Source organism: Pseudomonas sp. ATCC PTA-122608 (genome assembly GCF_001952855.1).
Taxonomy (GTDB): domain Bacteria; phylum Pseudomonadota; class Gammaproteobacteria; order Pseudomonadales; family Pseudomonadaceae; genus Aquipseudomonas.
Window position 1 is genome coordinate 145,843 of record NZ_LPNO01000007.1, and the last position, 18,398, is coordinate 164,240.

Genomic DNA, 18,398 nt, shown 5'->3' on the forward strand with positions numbered 1-18,398 from the left:
GTACTCCCACTAATTATTTTTTTTGCGGGTAATCAAATTGTAAGCCTGTGGCGGGCACAGACCCGCCACAGGATGTTGCCGTTACGAACCGATGTAGCTGGTTTTCACCACGGTGTAGAACTCTTGCGCATAGCGACCTTGCTCACGCGAGCCGTAGGATGAACCCTTACGGCCACCGAATGGAACGTGGTAATCCACGCCGGCAGTCGGCAGATTGACCATCACCATCCCGGCCTGGGAATGACGCTTGAAGTGGTTGGCATACTTCAGCGACGTGGTAGCGATACCGGCCGAGAGACCGAACTCGGTGTCGTTGGCCATCGCCAGCGCCGCCTCGTAATCCGCCACGCGCACAACGTTGGCCACCGGGCCGAAGATCTCTTCGCGGCTGATGCGCATTGCGGCTTCGCTGTCGGCAAACAGTGTCGGCGCGAGGAAGTAGCCTTCGGTGTCGCACGTCACCAGTTCACCACCGCTGACCAACCGGGCACCTTCGCTTTGGCCGATGTCGATGTACTTCAAGTCTTGGTCCAACTGGGCCTGGGAAACCACCGGGCCGATGTCGGTGCCGGTTTTCAGCGCGTGGCCGACCTTGATCGACTTCATCCGCTCAGCCATGGCCGCGACGAACTGGTCGTGAATCCCGGCGGTGACGATAAAGCGGCTGGACGCGGTGCAACGCTGGCCGGTGGAGTAGAACGCGCTCTGCACCGACAGCTCGACGGCTTGCTTGAGGTCGGCGTCGTCGAGAATGATCTGCGGATTCTTGCCGCCCATTTCCAACTGCACCTTGGCCTGGCGCGACACGCAGCTGACAGCGATCTGGCGACCTACACCCACCGAGCCGGTGAAGCTGATGCCGTCGACTTTCGGGCTGTTGACCATGGCATCACCCACCACACGGCCGCTGCCCATCACCAGGTTGAACACACCGGCGGGGAAGCCGGCGCGGGAGATGATTTCGGCCAGGGCCCAGGCGCAGCCCGGTACCAGTTCAGCCGGCTTGAGCACCACGCAGTTGCCGTAGGCCAGGGCCGGCGCGATCTTCCAGGCCGGGATGGCAATCGGGAAGTTCCACGGGGTGATCAGGCCAACGACACCCAACGCTTCGCGGGTCACTTCGACATTGACGCCCGGACGCACCGACGGCAAGTAGTCGCCGGACAGGCGCAGGCATTCACCGGCGAAAAATTTAAAGATGTTACCGGCGCGGGTCACTTCGCCGATGGCTTCCGGCAAGGTCTTGCCCTCTTCCCGGGCCAGCAGAGTGCCGAGCTCTTCGCGACGGGCAAGGATCTCGGTGCCGACTTTATCCAGCGAATCATGACGCGCCTGGATGCCAGAAGTGGACCACGCCGGGAATGCAGCGCGCGCAGCGTCGATGGCGGCGTGAACCTGGGCGAGGTCGGCCTTGGCGTATTCGCCAATGACATCAGACAACTCCGACGGGTTGATATTGTCCGAATAGTCGGCGCCGGCAACCCACTGGCCACCGATGTAGTTTTCAAAACGCTTGGCTTGGGACACGAATTCTCTCCTGACGCAAAAAGCCGCTGATTACTCAGCGGCCTTGGTGATGGGTTATTGCGCGCCTTGCTTGTCGATCAGCGCGGCCAGGGCTTCGTATTCTTCCGGCAGCAGATCGGTCAGCGGCGTACGCACGGGGCCGGCGTCATAGCCGACGATTTTCGCCCCGGCCTTGACGATGCTCACGGCGTAACCGGCCTTGCGGTTACGGATGTCGAGGTACGGCAGGAAGAAGTCGTCGATGATCTTGCCGACGGTGGCGTGATCTTCCCGGGCAATGGCGTGGTAGAAATCCATCGCGGTTTTTGGAATGAAGTTGAACACCGCCGAGGAGTACACCGGCACGCCCAGGGCCTTGTAGGCAGCGGCGTAAACCTCTGCAGTCGGCAAGCCGCCCAGGTAGCTGAAACGGTCCCCGAGACGACGGCGGATCGACACCATCAATTCAATGTCACCCAGGCCGTCCTTGTAGCCGATCAGGTTCGGGCAGCGCTCGGCCAGGCGTTCCAGCAGCGGCGCGGTCAAGCGGCAGACGTTGCGGTTGTAGACCACGACGCCGATCTTGACCGACTTGCACACCGCTTCAACGTGGGCGGCAACCCCGTCCTGGCTGGCTTCGGTCAAGTAGTGCGGCAGCAGCAGCAGGCCTTTGGCACCAAGACGCTCGGCTTCCTGGGCGTACTCGATGGCCTGGCGGGTCGCACCGCCGACACCGGCAAGAATCGGCACGCTGGTGGCGCAGGTATCAACGGCGGTTTTCACCACTTGCGAATATTCGCTGGCCGCCAGGGAGAAAAACTCACCGGTGCCGCCAGCGGCGAACAAGGCAGTAGCGCCGTAAGGGGCGAGCCATTCCAGGCGCTTGATGTAGCCCGCCTGGTGGAAATCACCCTGGGCGTTGAAATCGGTCACCGGGAAAGACAGCAGACCGTGAGAGAGGATGGACTTCAGTTCTTGTGGATTCATTATTCGAACACCCTGGGCGAAGACTTTCTGTTGAGAGATTACGGATGGTTATCTTGATGTCGTACGTCATCGTACAACTATAAAAACATTCGTCAACTGCAATTCATCGACCTTCATGCGGGTCAGGCCTCAACGCGACGTTCTTGACGTAGGAATTTTTTCCTCTATGCTCGATTTAACTGTATATACATACAGTTATTACGGAAAGTTCCTACGACATAGCAAGGAGCTAACATGTCAGATCTTGAACTCGCCACACCTGAAAAACGACCACCCACCCTGCGCTTCGAAGGCGGTGAACACACCGCCATTGGCGACGACACCCTGTTGCGCTTCGTCAAGGGCGCCCCGGCGATTCCCGCCCGGCAGGTCGAATTGCACCTGCCCAACGGCCTGGCCCTGAGCTATGGTCAGATCATTGCCCTGGGCGGCGATTTCTATGGCATTCCCGGGCGCCCCATCAACGAGGGCGCATCGCCTGCTGACCGCGTGCAGCGCTTTACCGATGCGTTCAACTCGTTGGCGGTATTACCGGCGTCGCGAGAGGAAGCGGGCAAGATCCTCGCGGTGATGCAAAAGGAGATCAACGCGGTTAACCAGGCGATCAAGGACGGCAAGCAACCCCATGAAGCCTATGACGCGCTGGGTGACACCTTGTCCGAGGAATGGAACCGCATCACCGGCGGCGGCAGCGCCGTTTCGGCGCTGGTTCCCTTGGGGCGCTACCTGAAACTGGCGGCAGACAATGCCGATCACTTCGGCGAATGGGCCTTGGCAGCGTATCTGGCGGGGCATACGGCAGCCCTGCAACAAGCGGTCGTGGCCCATCAGACCGGCACCGATCAGGCGCTGGAACTGGCTTATGCCATGAACAGCTTTGCTGATCACTTCTTGACCGATCTGTTTTCTGCCGGCCACCTGCGGGTACCGCGCAAACAACTGGCGGCGGTGGTGACACCGGGTGAACTGGGCTCGCTGATCAGCCGCTTCATGCACGATGAAGACAGCAAATTCGGGCTCAATGTGCGCAATGCCCTGGGTGATCAGTGGCACGCCTACGGTGATAAACGCTACTTCGACAGCAGCGACGCGGCCAACCGGGCCATGGTCAAACGTGCCGTGCAGGCCTCGTCCGATGAAATCTTTGAAGCCTTTATCAGCGGCGTGGCGCCCTCCCCGGCCAACTTCAAGGCGCCGCTGTATGTGCCGGACCTGAACGCCGCACAAAACCCGGCGAATAACTTCTCACCGCTGTTCAAGGCTGAAGGCGACAAGGTGCTGCGGCGCAAGGACGTCAACAACCTGAATGACAAGCAGTGGACGAATGACTGGTGGGGTTGGAGTACCTACCTGCTGCTGAAGGACTACAAGCCAAATCAGCCGGCCTGAAAGACATGAGTTAAGCCTTGTGCATTAACCTGTGGCGAGGGAGCTTGCTCCCGTTGGGCTGCGAAGCAGCCCAAGCGAGAACACGGGGTTCTTTCAGACAGAACTCGGGGGAATGGATTTGGGGCCGCTGCGCGGCCCAACGGGAGCAAGCTCCCTCGCCACAATGAGCTTTCAAGCCACACTCTTACTTCCAGCCTGGAATTAGCCGCGCTGGGCTTCTGCCTCTTCATGGGCATGGCGCAGCCGCTCACGGCTGTTGGTCAGGTGCAAACGCATGGCCGCCCGTGCCGCATCCGAATCCTGGCGAGCGATCGCCTCATAGATCTCTTCGTGTTCGCGGCTCAGGCGGCTCATGTAGTGCTGCTGGTCATCATGGGCCAGGCGTGCCGAGTTCAGCCGCGTGCGTGGAATGATGCTGGTGCCCAGGTGGGTCATGATGTCGGTGAAGTACCGGTTGCCGGTGGACAGGGCAATCTGCAGGTGGAACTGGAAGTCCGACGCTACCGCATCACCGGCGTGGGCTGCACTTTCGTTCAAGGCATCGAGGGCCGCACGCATGCCGGCCAATTGCTCGTCGCTACGACGCTGGGCGGCAAGGCCCGCAGACTCCACTTCCAGGCTGATGCGCAACTCAAGGATGGCCAGCACATCCCTCAGCGTCACCACGGTGGCCGGGTCGATCCGGAAACCGCTGGGGCTTGGCGTATCCAGCACAAAGGTGCCGATACCGTGGCGGGTTTCCACCTGCCCGGCCGCCTGCAATCGCGAGATGGCTTCACGCACCACGGTGCGGCTGACCCCATGGGCGTCCATGATGGCCGACTCGGTGGGCAGTTTGTCGCCCCGTTTGAGTTGGCCGTCGCGGATCTGCTCGGACAACACCGTGACCAATTCCTGGGCAAGGCTGCGGCGCTTGCGGGGAAGACGAGGGGCGGCGCTGGAGTTTTCCATGATGAATCATCTATCTCGGCGATCTGAAGCACGCATGATAGCCCATGGCGGTTGTACGATCACCGTCCTGTCATGACTTTCATCTATATCCGGCGGGGTTTTCGCCAGGCAAAAAAATACCCCGGCATCGCCGAGGCATTTTCAACACTGACCCAAGGGCCTGCGCCTTATTACTTCACCACTTTCAGGCTCGGCCGACCGCTTGGGCGCGGCGGCTCGGAATCCGGCGGCGGCACATCATCTTCGCCTTCGAGCTCAATCGCTTCGTCATCCTCAAGGGACGACTCCAGATCAAACACCATGCCCTGGCCATTTTCCCGGGCGTAAATCCCGAGGATGGCGCCGATGGGCACGAACAGCGTATGCGGCACACCGCCGAAACGCCCTTCAAAGCTGACCGCTTCATTGTCCATGTGCAGGTGTCGCACGGCACTGGGTGAAACGTTCAGGACGATTTGTCCGTCACTGGCAAAACCTTGCGGTACCTGAACCGCGGGAAACTCGGAATTGACCAGCATGTGCGGGGTGCAATCGTTGTCCACTATCCACTCATAGAGCGCGCGGACCAGGTAAGGTCGACTGGAGTTCATCAACGGCTCCTTAAGCCTTAGCGCATATCGCGTTCGACACCAGACAGACTCGCCTGGAAAGCCTCACGCGCAAACTGGCGCTCCATGTAATCAAGCAGCGGCTTGGCAGGCCGCGGCAATTCAATGCCCAAAATCGGCAAGCGCCAGAGTATGGGTAATAGGCAGCAATCCACCAGACTTTGTTCCTCGCTGAGGAAAAAAGGTTTGTCGGCAAATAACGGCGAAACACCGGTCAGGCTCTCGCGCAATTCCTTGCGCGCCTGGACCCGGGCGGCTTCTTTGCTGCGTGAATCCAGAATCAGGTCCACCAGGCCACACCAGTCACGCTGGATCCGATGGATCAGCAGGCGGCTGTTGGCACGCGCCACCGGATACACCGGCAACAACGGCGGATGGGGATAACGCTCATCCAAGTATTCCATCACCACGGTTGACTCCCACAACGCCAGGTCACGATCGACCAGGGTGGGCAAGCTGCCGTAAGGGTTCACTTCGATCAGTTTCGGCGGGTGACGACCAGCCTCCACAGTAATGATCTCTGCGCTGACACCCTTCTCTGCGAGCACGATGCGTACTCGGTGGGAATAGTGGTCGGCGGGGTCGGAGTAACAGGCCAACCGATTGGTCACGCCCATGGCGGTCCTCCTCGCTTGTTGAAATTATCGGAAGCTCAAAAACGAGCGCGCCCAGTGAGCATCTCCGTGACGCCTGGATAGACCAGACTTACCTTCAGAGATGCCGCTGGGCGCGCAAGATTAACAGCAATTACTTACAGTTGGGTCAATGCACATCCTTCCAGTATTCGCGTTTCAGCAGATAGGCGAACACGAAGAAGAAGGCCAGGTACAGCAACACATAGGTACCAATGCGCTGATGCTGCAGCTTCACTGGGTTGGCCGAGTAGGCCAGGAAGGTCACCAGATTCTTGACCTTCTCGTCGAACTGCTCTTCGTTCAGCGCGCCGGTCTTCGGCATTATGGTCAGCTGATCGCACGCTTCATGAGTCAAAGGCGTACCGGTGAGCGGATCATACTGCTTCTTGCCGTCTTCGACGATTTGTACTTGCTTGCATCCTACCACTTGGCGGCCTTGCAGGCCGACCAGAACGTTAGGCATACCGACGTTCGGGAACACTTTGTTGTTCACGCCGTAGGGACGCGACGGGTCTTCGTAGAAGGATTTCAGGTAGCCGTAGAGCCAATCGGTGCCACGCACACGGGCCACCAGGGTCAGGTCGGGCGGTGCAGCCCCGAACCAGGTCTTGGCGTCGGCAGGTTGCATGCCGATGGTCATGTGGTCGCCGATCTTCGCACCGGTGAACACCAGGTTCTTGAGCATCACGTCGTGCGGGATGCCCAGGTCATCGGCAACGCGCTCGTAACGCTGGAACTTGGCACTGTGGCAGCCCATGCAGTAGTTGGCGAACGTACGTGCGCCGTCTTGCATGGCAGCCTTGTCCGACACGTCGATGTCGACTTTTTCCAGCTCTGGGCCGTGTTCAGCGGCGAAAGACAGCAGCGGCAGGGCCGCAAGAATGAATGCAACGAATAATTTTTTCATCAGCCAGTCACCCTATCCGGTACCGGTTTGGTCTTCTCGAGCCGGGTGTAGAACGGCATCAGAATGAAGTAGGCGAAGTACAGGAAGGTGCAGACCTGCGACAGCAACGTACGCTCCGGGGTCGGCGCCAATACGCCCAGTACGCCCAGGATCACGAACGAAATGCAGAACACCCACAGCCAGATCTTGCTCAGCCAGCCCTTGTAGCGCATGGATTTGACCGGGCTACGGTCTAGCCAAGGCAGCACGAACAGCACCGCAATCGCCGCGCCCATGGCGATCACGCCCATGAGTTTGTCGGGAATCGCCCGCAAGATCGCGTAGAACGGGGTGAAGTACCAGACCGGGGCAATGTGTTCCGGGGTCTTGAAGGCGTTCGCCTGTTCGAAGTTCGGTTTCTCGAGGAAATAACCGCCCATCTCCGGGAAAAAGAACACGATCGAGCAGAAGATGAACAGGAACACCACCACGCCGACGATATCTTTCACGGTGTAGTACGGGTGGAACGGAATGCCGTCCAGCGGTACGCCGTTTTCGTCCTTGTGCTTCTTGATGTCCACGCCGTCGGGGTTGTTCGAACCCACTTCGTGCAGTGCCAGGATGTGCAGCACCACCAGGCCGAGAATCACGATCGGCAAGGCCACCACGTGCAAGGCGAAGAAGCGGTTCAGGGTGATCCCGGAAATCAGGTAGTCACCACGAATCCACTGGGTCAGGTCGTTGCCGATGACCGGGATCGCGCCGAACAGCGAGATGATCACCTGGGCGCCCCAATAGGACATCTGGCCCCACGGCAGCAGGTACCCCATGAAGGCCTCGGCCATCAGCGCCAGATAGATCAGCATGCCGAACACCCATACCAGCTCGCGAGGCTTCTGGTACGAGCCGTAGAGCAAGCCGCGGAACATGTGCATGTAGACCACGATGAAGAACGCCGAGGCGCCGGTGGAGTGCAGCAGACGCAGGATCGAGCCGTACTCGACGTCGCGCATGATGTATTCGACGGAGGCGAAGGCTTCTTCGGCCGACGGGGTGTAGCTCATCGTCAGCCAGACACCGGTAACGATCTGATTGACCAGTACCAAAAGTGCCAGGGAGCCAAAGAAATAGAAGAAGTTGAAGTTCTTCGGTGCGTAGTACTTGCTGAGGTGGTCTTCCCACATTTTGGTCGCGGGAAAGCGCGCATCCACCCAATCCATGAACTTGCTCATCAGGCTTTCTCCCCCTCGTCGACGCCAATGACAATGACACTGTCAGTCTCGTAGTGATGTGGCGGAACTGGCAGGTTCAGTGGTGCGGGTTGTGACTTGTAGACGCGGCCAGCGAGGTCGTAGTGAGAACCGTGGCACGGGCAGAAATAGCCCCCGACCCAGTCCTTGCCCAGGTCCGCGGGCGCCACTTCCGGGCGGAAGGTGGGAGAGCAACCCAAGTGGGTGCAGATACCGATCAGCAGCAAAATCTCCGGCTTGATCGAGCGAATTTCCTTATCGACGTAAGCGGGTTGGTCGGAATTCTTCGAGTCGGGGTCAGACAGCTGGCCCTCGATCTTCTTCAAATTTCCCAGGATTTCCTCGGTACGACGAACGATGAACACTGGCTGACCGCGCCACTCAGCAATCATTTGCTGGCCTGGATCGATCTTGCTGACATTCACCTTCACCGGTGCACCTGCGGCTTTCGCCTTGGCACTGGGAAACCATGACCCCACGAACGGGACCGCAGCCCCCACCGCTCCTGCAGCACCCACCACGGATGTGGCTGCTACCAAGAAGCGACGCCGGCCTGCATTCACGCCGTCATTGCTCATTCAGTCCTCTCCCATCAGCTTTGTGGCCTGTTAAATCAGGCGTCTACTAAGTGTTAAATCTGAACTTATAAAAATTTTGCCGAATGGTAATGAAAAGCCCCACGTCTGACAAGGTAATTACCCCCAGCACTGGCTCCAAGCCTTTGAGTATAGGGGCTCTACGGATGTGGCAAGTTGTCACAGAGATTTTTTTACATAAATAGCAGGCAATAAAAAACGCCCAGCTCCGTGAGGAGGCTGGGCGTTTTCTGGAACGTAAAAGCGAATTAACGCTTCGAGTACTGCGGACGCTTACGCGCTTTACGCAGACCAACTTTCTTACGTTCAACTTCACGAGCATCGCGAGTCACGAAGCCAGCTTTGCGCAGAGCGCCACGCAGGGTTTCGTCGTACTGCATCAGAGCGCGAGTGATACCGTGGCGGATTGCGCCAGCTTGACCACTTACACCGCCACCGATAACGGTGACGTAGATGTCGAACTTTTCAACGGTCTCGGTCAATTCCAGCGGCTGACGAACTACCATGCGGGCAGTTTCGCGACCGAAGAAATTTTCCAGAGTGCGGTTGTTGATCGAGATGTTACCAGTACCCGGACGCAGGAAAACGCGAGCGGTAGCGGTTTTGCGACGGCCAGTGCCGTAATTTTGAGTCGCCGACATAATGAACTATTCCGTTAAAACTTCAGTTCTTGGGGCTGCTGAGCAGCATGAGGGTGAGCAGCGCCCGCATAGACTTTCAGCTTGCGATACATGTCGCGACCCAGTGGGCCCTTCGGCAGCATACCTTTGACCGCGATTTCAATCGGGGCTTCAGGCTTTTTGGAGATCAGGCCTTCGAAGTTCGAAGACTTGATACCGCCTGGGAAACCGGAGTGACGGTAGTACATTTTGTCTTGCGCTTTGTTGCCGGTAACACGTACCTGCTCAGCGTTGATGATGACAATGTAGTCACCGGTATCAACGTGAGGGGTGTACTCAGGCTTGTGCTTGCCACGCAGACGGCTGGCGACTTCAGTGGCCAGACGACCCAGGGTCTGACCAGCGGCGTCGACGACAAACCAGTCGCGCTGAACTGTTTCTGGTTTTGCAGTAAAAGTTGTCATTCTTTAATAGCCTCAGGGGCCGCCCTGTAAATTAGACGGCGGATCTTACTGAATAGTGCGTACTTTGACAAGTCAAAGGCAGCCGGATACAGACGCTATCGGGGGCTCGGGTCGGCGCGTCCGTTCAACGGCAAGATTCTTCGGCAGGCGGCGCATCACTTCCACTGCAGAAAGAGGTGGGCAATTATGCAGATTGCCAAAAAAATTTCAACCTGCTTTTATGATTGTTTTCCCTGAAGGAGTACCCGATGGACTATCGACAGCTGGGCCGAACCGATCTTAACGTGAGCGCGATAGCCTTGGGCACCATGACCTGGGGCGAGCAGAACAGCGAGGCAGAGGCCTTCGCACAGATCGAACGGGCCAAGGCCGCGGGAATCAACTTCCTCGATACCGCCGAAATGTACCCGGTGCCGCCCAAGGCAGACACCTACGCCACCACCGAGCGCTACATCGGTAATTACTTCAAAAGTCGCGGCGACCGTGCCGACTGGATCCTCGCCAGCAAGATCGCCGGCCCCGGCAACACCATCGACTACATCCGCGATGGCAGCCTCAAGCACAACCGCAAGCACATCGTCGAAGCCCTGGATGCGAGCCTCAAGCGCCTGCAAACCGACTGGATCGACCTCTACCAATTGCATTGGCCCGAGCGCAGCACCAACTTTTTCGGACAGCTGGGCTACAAGCACAAGGCCGAAGAGGACCTGACGCCGCTGGAAGAAACCCTCGAAGCGCTGGATGAGCAGGTCAAGGCCGGCAAAATCCGCCACATCGGCCTGTCCAACGAAACCCCGTGGGGCACCATGAAATTCCTGGCCCTGGCCGAAGCCCGTGGCTGGACCCGCGCCGTGTCGATCCAGAACCCCTACAACCTGCTCAACCGCAGCTTTGAAGTGGGCCTGGCGGAAATCGCCATCCGTGAGCAATGTGGCTTGCTGGCGTATTCGCCACTGGCGTTCGGCATGCTCAGTGGCAAGTACGAAGGTGGCGCACGCCCGGCCAAGGGTCGCCTGAGCCTCTATAGCCGCTTCAGCCGCTACTTCAACCCGCAGTCGGAAGCTGCGTGCAGCCGTTACGTGGCTCTGGCCCGTGAGCACGGCCTGGACCCGGCGCAGATGGCATTGGCGTTTGTGACCCAGCAACCGTTCGTGACCAGCAACATCATTGGCGCCACGACGCTGGAGCAGCTGGACAGTAACATCGCCAGTGCCGATCTGAAACTGTCGGATGAGGTACTGGCGGGGATTGAGGCGATTCAGAAGGATCATCCGAATCCTGCGCCTTGATTGACCCTGTGGCGAGGGGGCTTGTCCCCCGTTGGGCTGCGAAGCGGCCCCAAAACCTGCCACCTCAATCTGCCAGAAAGAATGAGGTGCTTTTATTGGGACTGCTGCGCAGCCCAACGGGGGACAAGCCCCCTCGCCACATAAATCTCACTGCGCCGTCAAAGCGCCCGCGCAATAATCTCCTTCATGATCTCATTCGTCCCCGCATAAATCCGCTGCACCCGCGCATCCGCCCAGGCCCGCGCAATCGGGTATTCCCACATGAAGCCGTAGCCACCGTGCAACTGCACGCACTCATCCAGCACCTTGCATTGCAGGTCCGTGGCCCAGTATTTGGCCATCGCAGCCGTGGGCACATCGAGCTTGCCTTCCAGGTGCAGTTCCATGCACTTGTCGACAAACACCCGGCCGATCTGGGTTTCCGTGGCGATTTCCGCCAGTTTGAACCGTGTGTTCTGGAAGTCGATGATCGCCTTGCCGAACGCCTTGCGGTCGCGGGTGTACTCCAGTGTCCATTGCAACGCCGCCTCGGCTGACGACAACGCTCCGATGGCCACCGTCAAACGCTCCTGCGGCAACTCCTGCATCAGATAGGCAAAGCCCATCCCCGCCTGCCCCAGCAGATTCTCCTTGGGTACCCGCACATCCTGGAAGAACAGCTCCGACGTATCCTGGGCCTTCATCCCGACCTTCTCCAGGCGCTTGCCCTTGTCGAAGCCCGGCGTATTGGCTTCCACCAGGAACAGGCTCGTACCCTTGGCACCTGCCTTGGGATCAGTCTTGGCGACAACGATCACCAGGTCCGCCAGGAAGCCATTGGTAATGAACGTCTTCGAACCGTTGATCACGTATTCATCACCATCCAGCACGGCAGTGGTCTTGACCCCTTGCAGGTCGGACCCGGCCCCCGGCTCGGTCATGGCGATGGCCGTGACCATCTCCCCGGAGATCAGCTTGGGCAGGTACTTGTGCTTCAGCGCCTCACTGCCGTAATGCAGGATGTACGGCGCGACGATGTCCGAATGCAGGGAGAAACCAATCCCGGTCAGCCCCAGGCGGCTGATCTCTTCGATCACCACGGCGCTGTAGAGAAAGTCCGCCCCGAGGCCGCCGTACTCTTCCGGCAAATGCGAGCAGAGCATCCCCGCCTCCCCTGCCTTGTTCCACAGGTTACGGTCGATATAGCCCTGCTTTTCCCATTGCCCGTGGAACGGCGCCGCGTCTTTTTCGAGGAAGGTACGCACGCTCTGGCGGAAGAGTTCGTGCTCCGAGCTGAACAAGGTTCTGGGAATCATGGGTCACCTGCGTGAATTGTCGGACAAGACCGGGATCACAGAGCCTAAGCCGCGAAGGCGTCACAGGACACTGGACACATGCGACAAAAAATAAGACGATCCAGCCGTCTGGTGACCACTTTCCCCTATAAGAATAAATGAAATTATGTCTAACCAAATCTCCACGCCCTTGCGGCGCGTCAGCATTTTGGCCATTGATCGGGTATTCGCTTCAACCCTCATGCAAGCCAAGGATTTCTTCCACCTCGCGAGCCTGCGCTACGGCAAACAGCTGGGCCAGGGCCTTACTCCCGCTTTCGAAACGCGCCTGGTCAGCCCCGATGGGCAATCGGTGCGCAGCTTCAGCGATGTGATCATGCCGGTGGACGGCGGCCTCGAAAACGCCGACATCATCGTGCTCCCGGCCTTCTGGGACGACTTCGACTCACTGTGCCAACGCTACCCACAAGTGCTGCCTTGGCTGCGCGAACAACATGCCCGTGGCGCCGTGCTGTGCGGCGAAGCCACCGGCGTGTTCTGGCTCGCCGAAGCCGGCCTGCTGGACGGCAAGGAAGCGACCACCTACTGGCGTTTCTTCAACGCCTTCAGCGAACGCTTTCCCAAGGTGCAACTGAACCAGGACAAGCACCTGACCGACGCCGACAACCTCTACTGTGCCGGCGGCACCACCTCGGCCTGCGACCTCTACATCTACCTGATCGAACGCTTCTGCGGCGCCAACATCGCCCAGGCGGTGGCCCGCGACATCCTCTATGAAGTGCAGCGCAGCTACGCCCCCGGGCGCATCGGTTTTGGCGGCCAGAAGCTGCACCAGGACGTGATCATCCTGCAGATCCAGCATTGGCTCGAAGAGCACTTCGCCGACAAGTTCCGCTTTGAAGACGTGGCCCGGGAACACGGCATGAGCATCCGCAACTTCATGCGGCGCTTCCAGACCGCCACGGGCGACAAGCCGCTGCATTACCTGCAACGCCTGCGCATCGAGACGGCCAAGGGGTTGCTGTCCGGTAGCCGCAAAAGCATCAAGACCATCAGCTACGAAGTGGGCTACGACGACGCGAGCTTCTTTGCGCGGCTGTTCCGGCAGCACACCGAGCTGTCGCCCAACCAGTACCGCCAGCAGTTCCAGCAGGCGGCATAGGTCGCCCTTACTGTAGGAGCGAGCTTGCTCGCGAAGGTCGTTAACGAAAACGCGGGGCATCTGAAGCCCCGCGCTGTCATTGAGTTCTTCGCGAGCAAGCTCGCTCCTACAGAGGGCAAGCGGTTACGGCTTGTGCGCCCGCGACAGGAACTCGTGGGACTGCATTTCGAGCAAGCGGCTCAAGGTCCGTTGGAACTCGAAGTTCAAGCGACCGCCGGTGTAGAGGTCCTTGAGCTCGACTTCCGCCGAGATGATCAGCTTGACGTTACGGTCGTAGAATTCGTCGACCATGTTGATAAAGCGCCGCGCGATGTCGTCGGTGGTTACGGTCATCTGCTCAACGCCGCTCAAGATCACCGCGTGGAAGATCTTGCCCAGTTCGATGTAGTCGTTCTGGCTGCGGGGGCCATCGCACAGTTCGCGGAAGTCGAACCAGGCCACGTCGTCGCAGGTACGCAGCGCGATGATTTCGCGGTTTTCGATGATCAACTTGTCGTTTTCCACCGCCTGGGTGCATTCCGGCGTCAGGGCACGGAAGCTCTTGCGCAGGCTTTCCTCGGCCACTTCATTGAGCGGGAAGTGGAACAGTTCGGCTTGCTCAAGGTGACGCAGGCGATAGTCGACGCCGCTGTCGACGTTGACGATGTCGGTGTTCTGCTTGATCAGGGCGATGGCCGGCAGGAAGCGCGCGCGTTGCAGGCCGTCCTTGTACAGGCCGTCGGGCACGATGTTCGAAGTGGCAACCAGGGTCACGCCATTCTTGAACAGCTCTTCCATCAGGGTGCCGAGGATCATCGCGTCGGTGATGTCGGACACGAAGAACTCATCGAAACAGATCACCCGCGCTTCATCGGAGAAGCGCTTGGCGATGATGGTCAGCGGGTTCTTTTCACCCGGCAGGGTCTTCATCTCTTCGTGCACGCGCTTCATGAAGCGGTGGAAGTGAGTACGGACCTTTTCCTTGAACGGCAGGGCTTCAAAGAAGGTGTCGACCAGGTAAGTCTTGCCCCGGCCGACGCCACCCCAGAAGTACAAGCCCTTGACCGGCGTATGGTCTTTCTTGCCAAACAACTTGCTGAACATGCCCGGCTTGTTCTGCGAGGCCTGGACCAGATCGTCGTACAGGCGCTGCAAATGGCGCACCGCAGTTTCCTGGGCAGCGTCATGGAAGAAGTCGGGGCGTTTCAGATCAGCTTGATATCGTTCTAGGGGCGTCATAATTCGTTAGCAAGGCAACAAAAACGGGCCGCCACTGTAACGACGGCCCTGAAGAATGGCAATCAACCCTTGGTCGGGTTAATCCTCGATTGGGGTCAACGCAACGCGCAAGGCTTCGATAGCGGCATCGCGCGAGGCACTGTCGGCGAACGCCGGGCTATCGGCGACGGCAGCACCTTCCAGCCACACACTGAAGCTCAGGGCCTCGCTGCGGACATCCAGCGCCTGACCCGATTGCAGTTGCTTGGTCACTGCACCTGCAGTCTTACCGTCGACAAAGTTACGCGACAGCAGCAGTTGTTCGCCTTCGGCCGCCAGCAAACGGAAGCGGAAGCTGCCGTCGTCTTCGCGGAAGCTGACAAAGCGCGCGGCTTTCGCAGCTTTCTTCTTGGTGGTGGCGGCAACGGCGACCGGGTTGACGAACGAACGCAGGCCTACCGCTTCACGCAGCTCGGCCAGGAACGGTGCAGCCACGGCGCGGGCTTTCTTGGCACCGATCAGCAGCAGGTCTTCCATGTCCGACGGGCGCGACATCAGTTGGTGGTAACGCTCACGCGCTTCCCCCAGTTGGCCGTCCAGCAGCTGGAACAGACGGTTCTTCGCCTCGCCCCAGCCCAGGCCTTGCAGCAGTTCGCCGCGGAACTCTTCTTCCTGAGCCTTGGTGGCAAAGGCCTGGTACAGGGTGAACAAGTGGGAGTTGTCCGGATCTTTCGCTTCGCCCGGCGCACGGGAGTCGGTGACGATCCGCGAGATCGCGTCCTTCATGTCTTTGGCACTGGTGAACAACGGAATGGTGTTGTCGTAGCTCTTGGACATCTTGCGGCCATCCAGGCCCGGCAAGGTGGCGACGCTTTCTTCGATCAGCGCTTCGGGCATGGTGAAGAATTCTTTACCGTTGCCGAACAGGTGGTTGAAGCGCTGGCCGATGTCGCGGGCCATTTCCACGTGCTGGATCTGGTCACGACCGACCGGCACCTTGTGGGCGTTGAACATCAGGATGTCCGCGGCCATCAGTACCGGGTAGCTGTACAGGCCCATGGTGATGCCCGCATCCGGGTCTTCGCCGCTTTCCAGGTTCTTGTCCACCGAGGCCTTGTAGGCGTGCGCACGGTTGAGCAAGCCCTTGGCCGCCACGCAGGTCAGCAGCCAGGTCAGCTCGGGGATTTCCGGGATGTCGGACTGGCGATAGAACGTTACCCGGTTCACATCCAGGCCACCGGCCAGCCAGGTCGCAGCGATTTCCATGCGCGAGCGCTGGATGCGCTGCGGGTCATCGCACTTGATCAGGGCGTGGTAGTCGGCCAGAAAGTAGAAGGAGTCGGCATTGGCGTCCTGGCTGGCAAGGATCGCCGGGCGAATCGCGCCGGCGTAGTTGCCCAGGTGCGGTGTGCCGGTGGTGGTGATGCCGGTGAGGATGCGGGTACGGGTCGTCATGGGTAATCGCTTGTCATCAATTCGAAAGACGTGGCAGCACAAGATCCTTGAGATCGGTCAGCTTGCCATGAAAAAAGTGTCCGCATTCTGCCACTTTCAGCAGCTCATGGGGGCGATTCAGGGCCGCGGACCAGTCGTAGACGAGTTGCGGGTCGACCACTTCGTCGGTTTCCGGCTGGATCACGGTCAATGGGCAGCCTTGTGGCAGCACGTCGTTATCCTGCAGGCGCATCACGGCCGCAGCCACCATGAACAGGTGTGCAAGTTTTTCGCCCTTGGCTTCCAGGCGGCCGCCGAGGGTGGCCGCCACAAACCCACCGAAGGAAAAACCCAGCAGGGTAATCGGCAGGTCGGGATGTTTTTCACGCAGCCAGGTGGCCGCGGCTTCGGCGTCGTCGACTTCACCGGTGCCCATATCGTGCGTACCGGCGCTGGCGCCGACACCGCGATAATTGAAACGTAACGTGATCAAGCCAGCATCCCGCGCAGTGCGTTGCAGGGTCGATACGACTTTGTTGAGCATGGTGCCGCCCTGCACCGGGTTAGGGTGGCAGATCAGCGCCAGGCCACGTGGCTCGGGGTGATCCAGATACAGGGCTTCCAGTTGGCCTACCGGGCCATCGATCAAAACAGGGGTTTCACGCATCAGCAAGGAAGGAACTCCGTGACCTCTCAAGGGGTCGACTCGTCTAGCTAAAAGTCTGTGCATGGCATCATTGCGAGCTTAATCGCGGTATACAGCGCAGGTCCGAGCCGTTAACGTAAAGCAAAGCCGTTTATAGAGGAAGGACTCGTGGAACACTCGCTCTTAGTTTGGTTGTTGCCGACTCTCGCCTTGGTTGCCGGTGTCGCCATTGGATTCCTGGTTGCCCGCCTGCTGCCGAATGCCGCGCCTAACCGCACGCAGCGTCAGTTGGATGACATTCAGGAACGTTTTGACAGTTATCAGAACGAGGTTGTTACCCACTTCAACAGCACCGCGACCCTGGTGAAAAAGCTCACTCAGAGCTATCAGGAAGTACAGGATCATCTCGCCGAGGGTGCCAACCGCCTGGCCCTGGACGACATCACCCGCCAGCGTCTGCTGGCCGCGCTGCATTCCGATGCACCGCAAGCGCCACGGGAACGCCTGACCCCACCTAGGGAAAACCAGGAACCGCCACGGGACTACGCGCCAAAAACGCCAAACGCCCCGGGGATGCTGGATGAGCATTACGGCTTGAAGAAGTAATACCTTTTCAAGCGACACTAAAAAGCCCGGCTGATTGATGATCAGCCGGGCTTTTTTTGTTTGGCTTCGTTGGTATGGGGTGGGTACATATCCGTTGCTGTGGTCGGGGCTGCTATTGGTTCCGCTCTTACAGCGGCTCACTTTTGAAAAGCGCAAAAGTAAGCAAAACGCTCTTGCCCCACCACTCGGCACCTCGCCTAGGCTCGGTGTGCCCTCACTCCGGCTTTGGACCGTGGGCCGCCGCGATGGGCCATCCTTGGCCCAGCGCGGCTAACCCGGCGTCCTGCCGGGTTACCCACGCTCCAAAGCCTACGTTCGGCCAGCGTGGTTTAACGGGGCGCCTAAGATCAAGATCAAAAGCAGATCAAGAGCACAGCGGCCTACCGGCCGGCTTGAGTGTGGTGAAGCAACAGCAGGAGCAACAGCAAAACCAGAAGCGGTCACGGTCCAAATGTGGGAGCGGGCTTGCTCGCGAAGGTCGTTAACGATGACGCGGGCATCCTGATTCAACGCGGCGCTCTCAGGTTTTTCGCGAGCAAGCCCGCTCCCACAGAAAAGCAGCTCTGCTTTCGCTCTGGATCTTGCCTCTGCTTTTAACACTCAAGCCGGCCGGGAGGCCGCTGTGCTCTTGCTTTTGATCTGCTTTTGATTTTGATCTGACTGCCCCATTCAGCCCGAGGCCGAACGCAGGTATTGCGGAGCGGGTAAACCGGCAGGACGCCGGTTTAGCCGCGCCGGGCCATGGATGGCCCGTCGCGGCGGCCCGCGGAGYAATGCCGGAGTGAGGGAACACCGAGCCTAGGCGAGGTGCCGACAGGCGGGGCAGAGCGTTTTGGTTACTTTTGCGCTTTTCAAAAGTGACCCGCTGTAAGAGCGGAACCCTAGGTGGCCGTTACCT

The 18,398-nt window shown here is 59.2% G+C and carries 18 protein-coding genes; 4 read left to right on the forward strand and 14 right to left on the reverse strand.

What is annotated here, in order from left to right:
- Window positions 1–81: 81 nt before the first annotated feature.
- Together AU074_RS09175 and kdgD are read right to left on the reverse strand one after the other, a co-directional pair.
- A complete protein-coding gene (locus AU074_RS09175) occupies window positions 82–1,527 on the reverse strand; it encodes an aldehyde dehydrogenase family protein (protein WP_076014444.1) in 1,446 nt (481 codons plus the stop codon).
- 54 nt (window positions 1,528–1,581) lie between these two features.
- Entirely contained in the window at window positions 1,582–2,493 is a 912-nt protein-coding gene (gene kdgD, locus AU074_RS09180; protein ID WP_003216058.1) for a 5-dehydro-4-deoxyglucarate dehydratase, read from the reverse strand.
- Window positions 2,494–2,727: 234 nt separating this feature from the next.
- Here kdgD and AU074_RS09185 point away from each other — a divergent pair, with 234 nt between their 5' ends.
- Window positions 2,728–3,882, forward strand: coding sequence for a phospholipase (locus AU074_RS09185; protein ID WP_076014445.1), 1,155 nt, complete (start codon window positions 2,728–2,730; stop codon window positions 3,880–3,882).
- A 201-nt stretch (window positions 3,883–4,083) separates the two neighbouring features.
- Here the strand turns inward: AU074_RS09185 and AU074_RS09190 are convergent, their stop codons facing one another.
- The 8 genes from AU074_RS09190 to rplM all read right to left on the reverse strand — a co-directional run bounded on the left by AU074_RS09190 (window position 4,084) and on the right by rplM (window position 9,892).
- Window positions 4,084–4,833 carry a FadR/GntR family transcriptional regulator gene (locus tag AU074_RS09190; RefSeq protein ID WP_008437251.1) on the reverse strand — a complete coding sequence of 250 codons (750 nt, stop codon included), beginning with the start codon at window positions 4,831–4,833 and terminating at the stop codon, window positions 4,084–4,086.
- Between the two features lie 170 nt (window positions 4,834–5,003).
- Window positions 5,004–5,423 (reverse strand): ClpXP protease specificity-enhancing factor, encoded by a 420-nt coding sequence (locus tag AU074_RS09195; RefSeq protein WP_003216051.1) that lies wholly within the window; start codon window positions 5,421–5,423, stop codon window positions 5,004–5,006.
- Between the two features lie 17 nt (window positions 5,424–5,440).
- Window positions 5,441–6,058 (reverse strand): glutathione S-transferase N-terminal domain-containing protein, encoded by a 618-nt coding sequence (locus AU074_RS09200; RefSeq protein ID WP_010170749.1) that lies wholly within the window; start codon window positions 6,056–6,058, stop codon window positions 5,441–5,443.
- Window positions 6,059–6,203: 145 nt separating this feature from the next.
- Complete coding sequence (locus AU074_RS09205) at window positions 6,204–6,983, reverse strand: cytochrome c1 (protein WP_076014446.1); 780 nt, start codon at window positions 6,981–6,983, stop codon at window positions 6,204–6,206.
- Window positions 6,983–8,194 carry a cytochrome bc complex cytochrome b subunit gene (locus tag AU074_RS09210; RefSeq protein ID WP_076014447.1) on the reverse strand — a complete coding sequence of 404 codons (1,212 nt, stop codon included), beginning with the start codon at window positions 8,192–8,194 and terminating at the stop codon, window positions 6,983–6,985. Before AU074_RS09210 ends, AU074_RS09205 begins: the two co-directional genes overlap by 1 nt.
- The gene (petA, locus tag AU074_RS09215; protein WP_003216040.1) at window positions 8,194–8,790 is read right to left on the reverse strand and encodes a ubiquinol-cytochrome c reductase iron-sulfur subunit; all 597 of its coding nucleotides are present in this window, start codon (window positions 8,788–8,790) and stop codon (window positions 8,194–8,196) included. Before petA ends, AU074_RS09210 begins: the two co-directional genes overlap by 1 nt.
- 266 nt (window positions 8,791–9,056) lie before the next feature.
- Window positions 9,057–9,449 carry a 30S ribosomal protein S9 gene (gene rpsI / locus AU074_RS09220; protein ID WP_003216038.1) on the reverse strand — a complete coding sequence of 131 codons (393 nt, stop codon included), beginning with the start codon at window positions 9,447–9,449 and terminating at the stop codon, window positions 9,057–9,059.
- Between the two features lie 14 nt (window positions 9,450–9,463).
- Window positions 9,464–9,892, reverse strand: a complete 429-nt coding sequence (rplM, locus tag AU074_RS09225) for a 50S ribosomal protein L13 (RefSeq protein WP_003216032.1) — start codon at window positions 9,890–9,892, stop codon at window positions 9,464–9,466.
- 248 nt (window positions 9,893–10,140) lie between these two features.
- On the opposite strand from rplM, the gene AU074_RS09230 reads away from it, so the two are divergent.
- Entirely contained in the window at window positions 10,141–11,181 is a 1,041-nt protein-coding gene (locus tag AU074_RS09230; RefSeq protein WP_076014448.1) for an NADP(H)-dependent aldo-keto reductase, read from the forward strand.
- Between the two features lie 158 nt (window positions 11,182–11,339).
- On the opposite strand, the gene AU074_RS09235 is transcribed toward AU074_RS09230, so the two are convergent.
- The gene (locus tag AU074_RS09235; RefSeq protein WP_003216028.1) at window positions 11,340–12,476 is read right to left on the reverse strand and encodes an acyl-CoA dehydrogenase family protein; all 1,137 of its coding nucleotides are present in this window, start codon (window positions 12,474–12,476) and stop codon (window positions 11,340–11,342) included.
- Window positions 12,477–12,696: 220 nt separating this feature from the next.
- Between AU074_RS09235 and AU074_RS09240 the strand changes: the two genes are divergently transcribed.
- Window positions 12,697–13,617: a GlxA family transcriptional regulator gene (locus tag AU074_RS09240; protein ID WP_172834601.1), complete on the forward strand. Its 921-nt coding sequence runs from the start codon at window positions 12,697–12,699 to the stop codon at window positions 13,615–13,617.
- A 123-nt stretch (window positions 13,618–13,740) separates the two neighbouring features.
- On the opposite strand, the gene zapE is transcribed toward AU074_RS09240, so the two are convergent.
- From zapE to AU074_RS09255, 3 genes are all read right to left on the reverse strand, one after another.
- Window positions 13,741–14,835, reverse strand: coding sequence for a cell division protein ZapE (gene zapE, locus AU074_RS09245; RefSeq protein ID WP_076014449.1), 1,095 nt, complete (start codon window positions 14,833–14,835; stop codon window positions 13,741–13,743).
- Window positions 14,836–14,913: 78 nt separating this feature from the next.
- A complete protein-coding gene (locus AU074_RS09250) occupies window positions 14,914–16,269 on the reverse strand; it encodes a tryptophan--tRNA ligase (protein ID WP_076014450.1) in 1,356 nt (451 codons plus the stop codon).
- Window positions 16,270–16,285: 16 nt separating this feature from the next.
- Window positions 16,286–16,915 carry an alpha/beta hydrolase gene (locus tag AU074_RS09255; protein ID WP_076014454.1) on the reverse strand — a complete coding sequence of 210 codons (630 nt, stop codon included), beginning with the start codon at window positions 16,913–16,915 and terminating at the stop codon, window positions 16,286–16,288.
- Between the two features lie 147 nt (window positions 16,916–17,062).
- Between AU074_RS09255 and AU074_RS09260 the strand changes: the two genes are divergently transcribed.
- Window positions 17,063–17,500 (forward strand): YhcB family protein, encoded by a 438-nt coding sequence (locus AU074_RS09260; protein WP_010170781.1) that lies wholly within the window; start codon window positions 17,063–17,065, stop codon window positions 17,498–17,500.
- The last annotated feature ends 898 nt before the right edge of the window (window positions 17,501–18,398 follow it).

What these genes read in the sequence shown, in the direction of transcription:
- AU074_RS09240 (WP_172834601.1), top strand. Translation starts at nt 12,697, where the DNA reads ATGCAAGCCAAGGATTTCTTCCACCTCGCGAGCCTGCGCTACGGCAAA.
- rplM (WP_003216032.1), bottom strand. Translation starts at nt 9,892, where the DNA reads ATGACAACTTTTACTGCAAAACCAGAAACAGTTCAGCGCGACTGGTTT.
- AU074_RS09255 (WP_076014454.1), bottom strand. Translation starts at nt 16,915, where the DNA reads ATGCGTGAAACCCCTGTTTTGATCGATGGCCCGGTAGGCCAACTGGAA.
- AU074_RS09205 (WP_076014446.1), bottom strand. Translation starts at nt 6,983, where the DNA reads ATGAAAAAATTATTCGTTGCATTCATTCTTGCGGCCCTGCCGCTGCTG.
- AU074_RS09210 (WP_076014447.1), bottom strand. Translation starts at nt 8,194, where the DNA reads ATGAGCAAGTTCATGGATTGGGTGGATGCGCGCTTTCCCGCGACCAAA.
- AU074_RS09250 (WP_076014450.1), bottom strand. Translation starts at nt 16,269, where the DNA reads ATGACGACCCGTACCCGCATCCTCACCGGCATCACCACCACCGGCACA.
- zapE (WP_076014449.1), bottom strand. Translation starts at nt 14,835, where the DNA reads ATGACGCCCCTAGAACGATATCAAGCTGATCTGAAACGCCCCGACTTC.
- AU074_RS09190 (WP_008437251.1), bottom strand. Translation starts at nt 4,833, where the DNA reads ATGGAAAACTCCAGCGCCGCCCCTCGTCTTCCCCGCAAGCGCCGCAGC.
- AU074_RS09235 (WP_003216028.1), bottom strand. Translation starts at nt 12,476, where the DNA reads ATGATTCCCAGAACCTTGTTCAGCTCGGAGCACGAACTCTTCCGCCAG.
- kdgD (WP_003216058.1), bottom strand. Translation starts at nt 2,493, where the DNA reads ATGAATCCACAAGAACTGAAGTCCATCCTCTCTCACGGTCTGCTGTCT.
- AU074_RS09230 (WP_076014448.1), top strand. Translation starts at nt 10,141, where the DNA reads ATGGACTATCGACAGCTGGGCCGAACCGATCTTAACGTGAGCGCGATA.
- AU074_RS09200 (WP_010170749.1), bottom strand. Translation starts at nt 6,058, where the DNA reads ATGGGCGTGACCAATCGGTTGGCCTGTTACTCCGACCCCGCCGACCAC.
- rpsI (WP_003216038.1), bottom strand. Translation starts at nt 9,449, where the DNA reads ATGTCGGCGACTCAAAATTACGGCACTGGCCGTCGCAAAACCGCTACC.
- petA (WP_003216040.1), bottom strand. Translation starts at nt 8,790, where the DNA reads ATGAGCAATGACGGCGTGAATGCAGGCCGGCGTCGCTTCTTGGTAGCA.
- AU074_RS09185 (WP_076014445.1), top strand. Translation starts at nt 2,728, where the DNA reads ATGTCAGATCTTGAACTCGCCACACCTGAAAAACGACCACCCACCCTG.
- AU074_RS09195 (WP_003216051.1), bottom strand. Translation starts at nt 5,423, where the DNA reads ATGAACTCCAGTCGACCTTACCTGGTCCGCGCGCTCTATGAGTGGATA.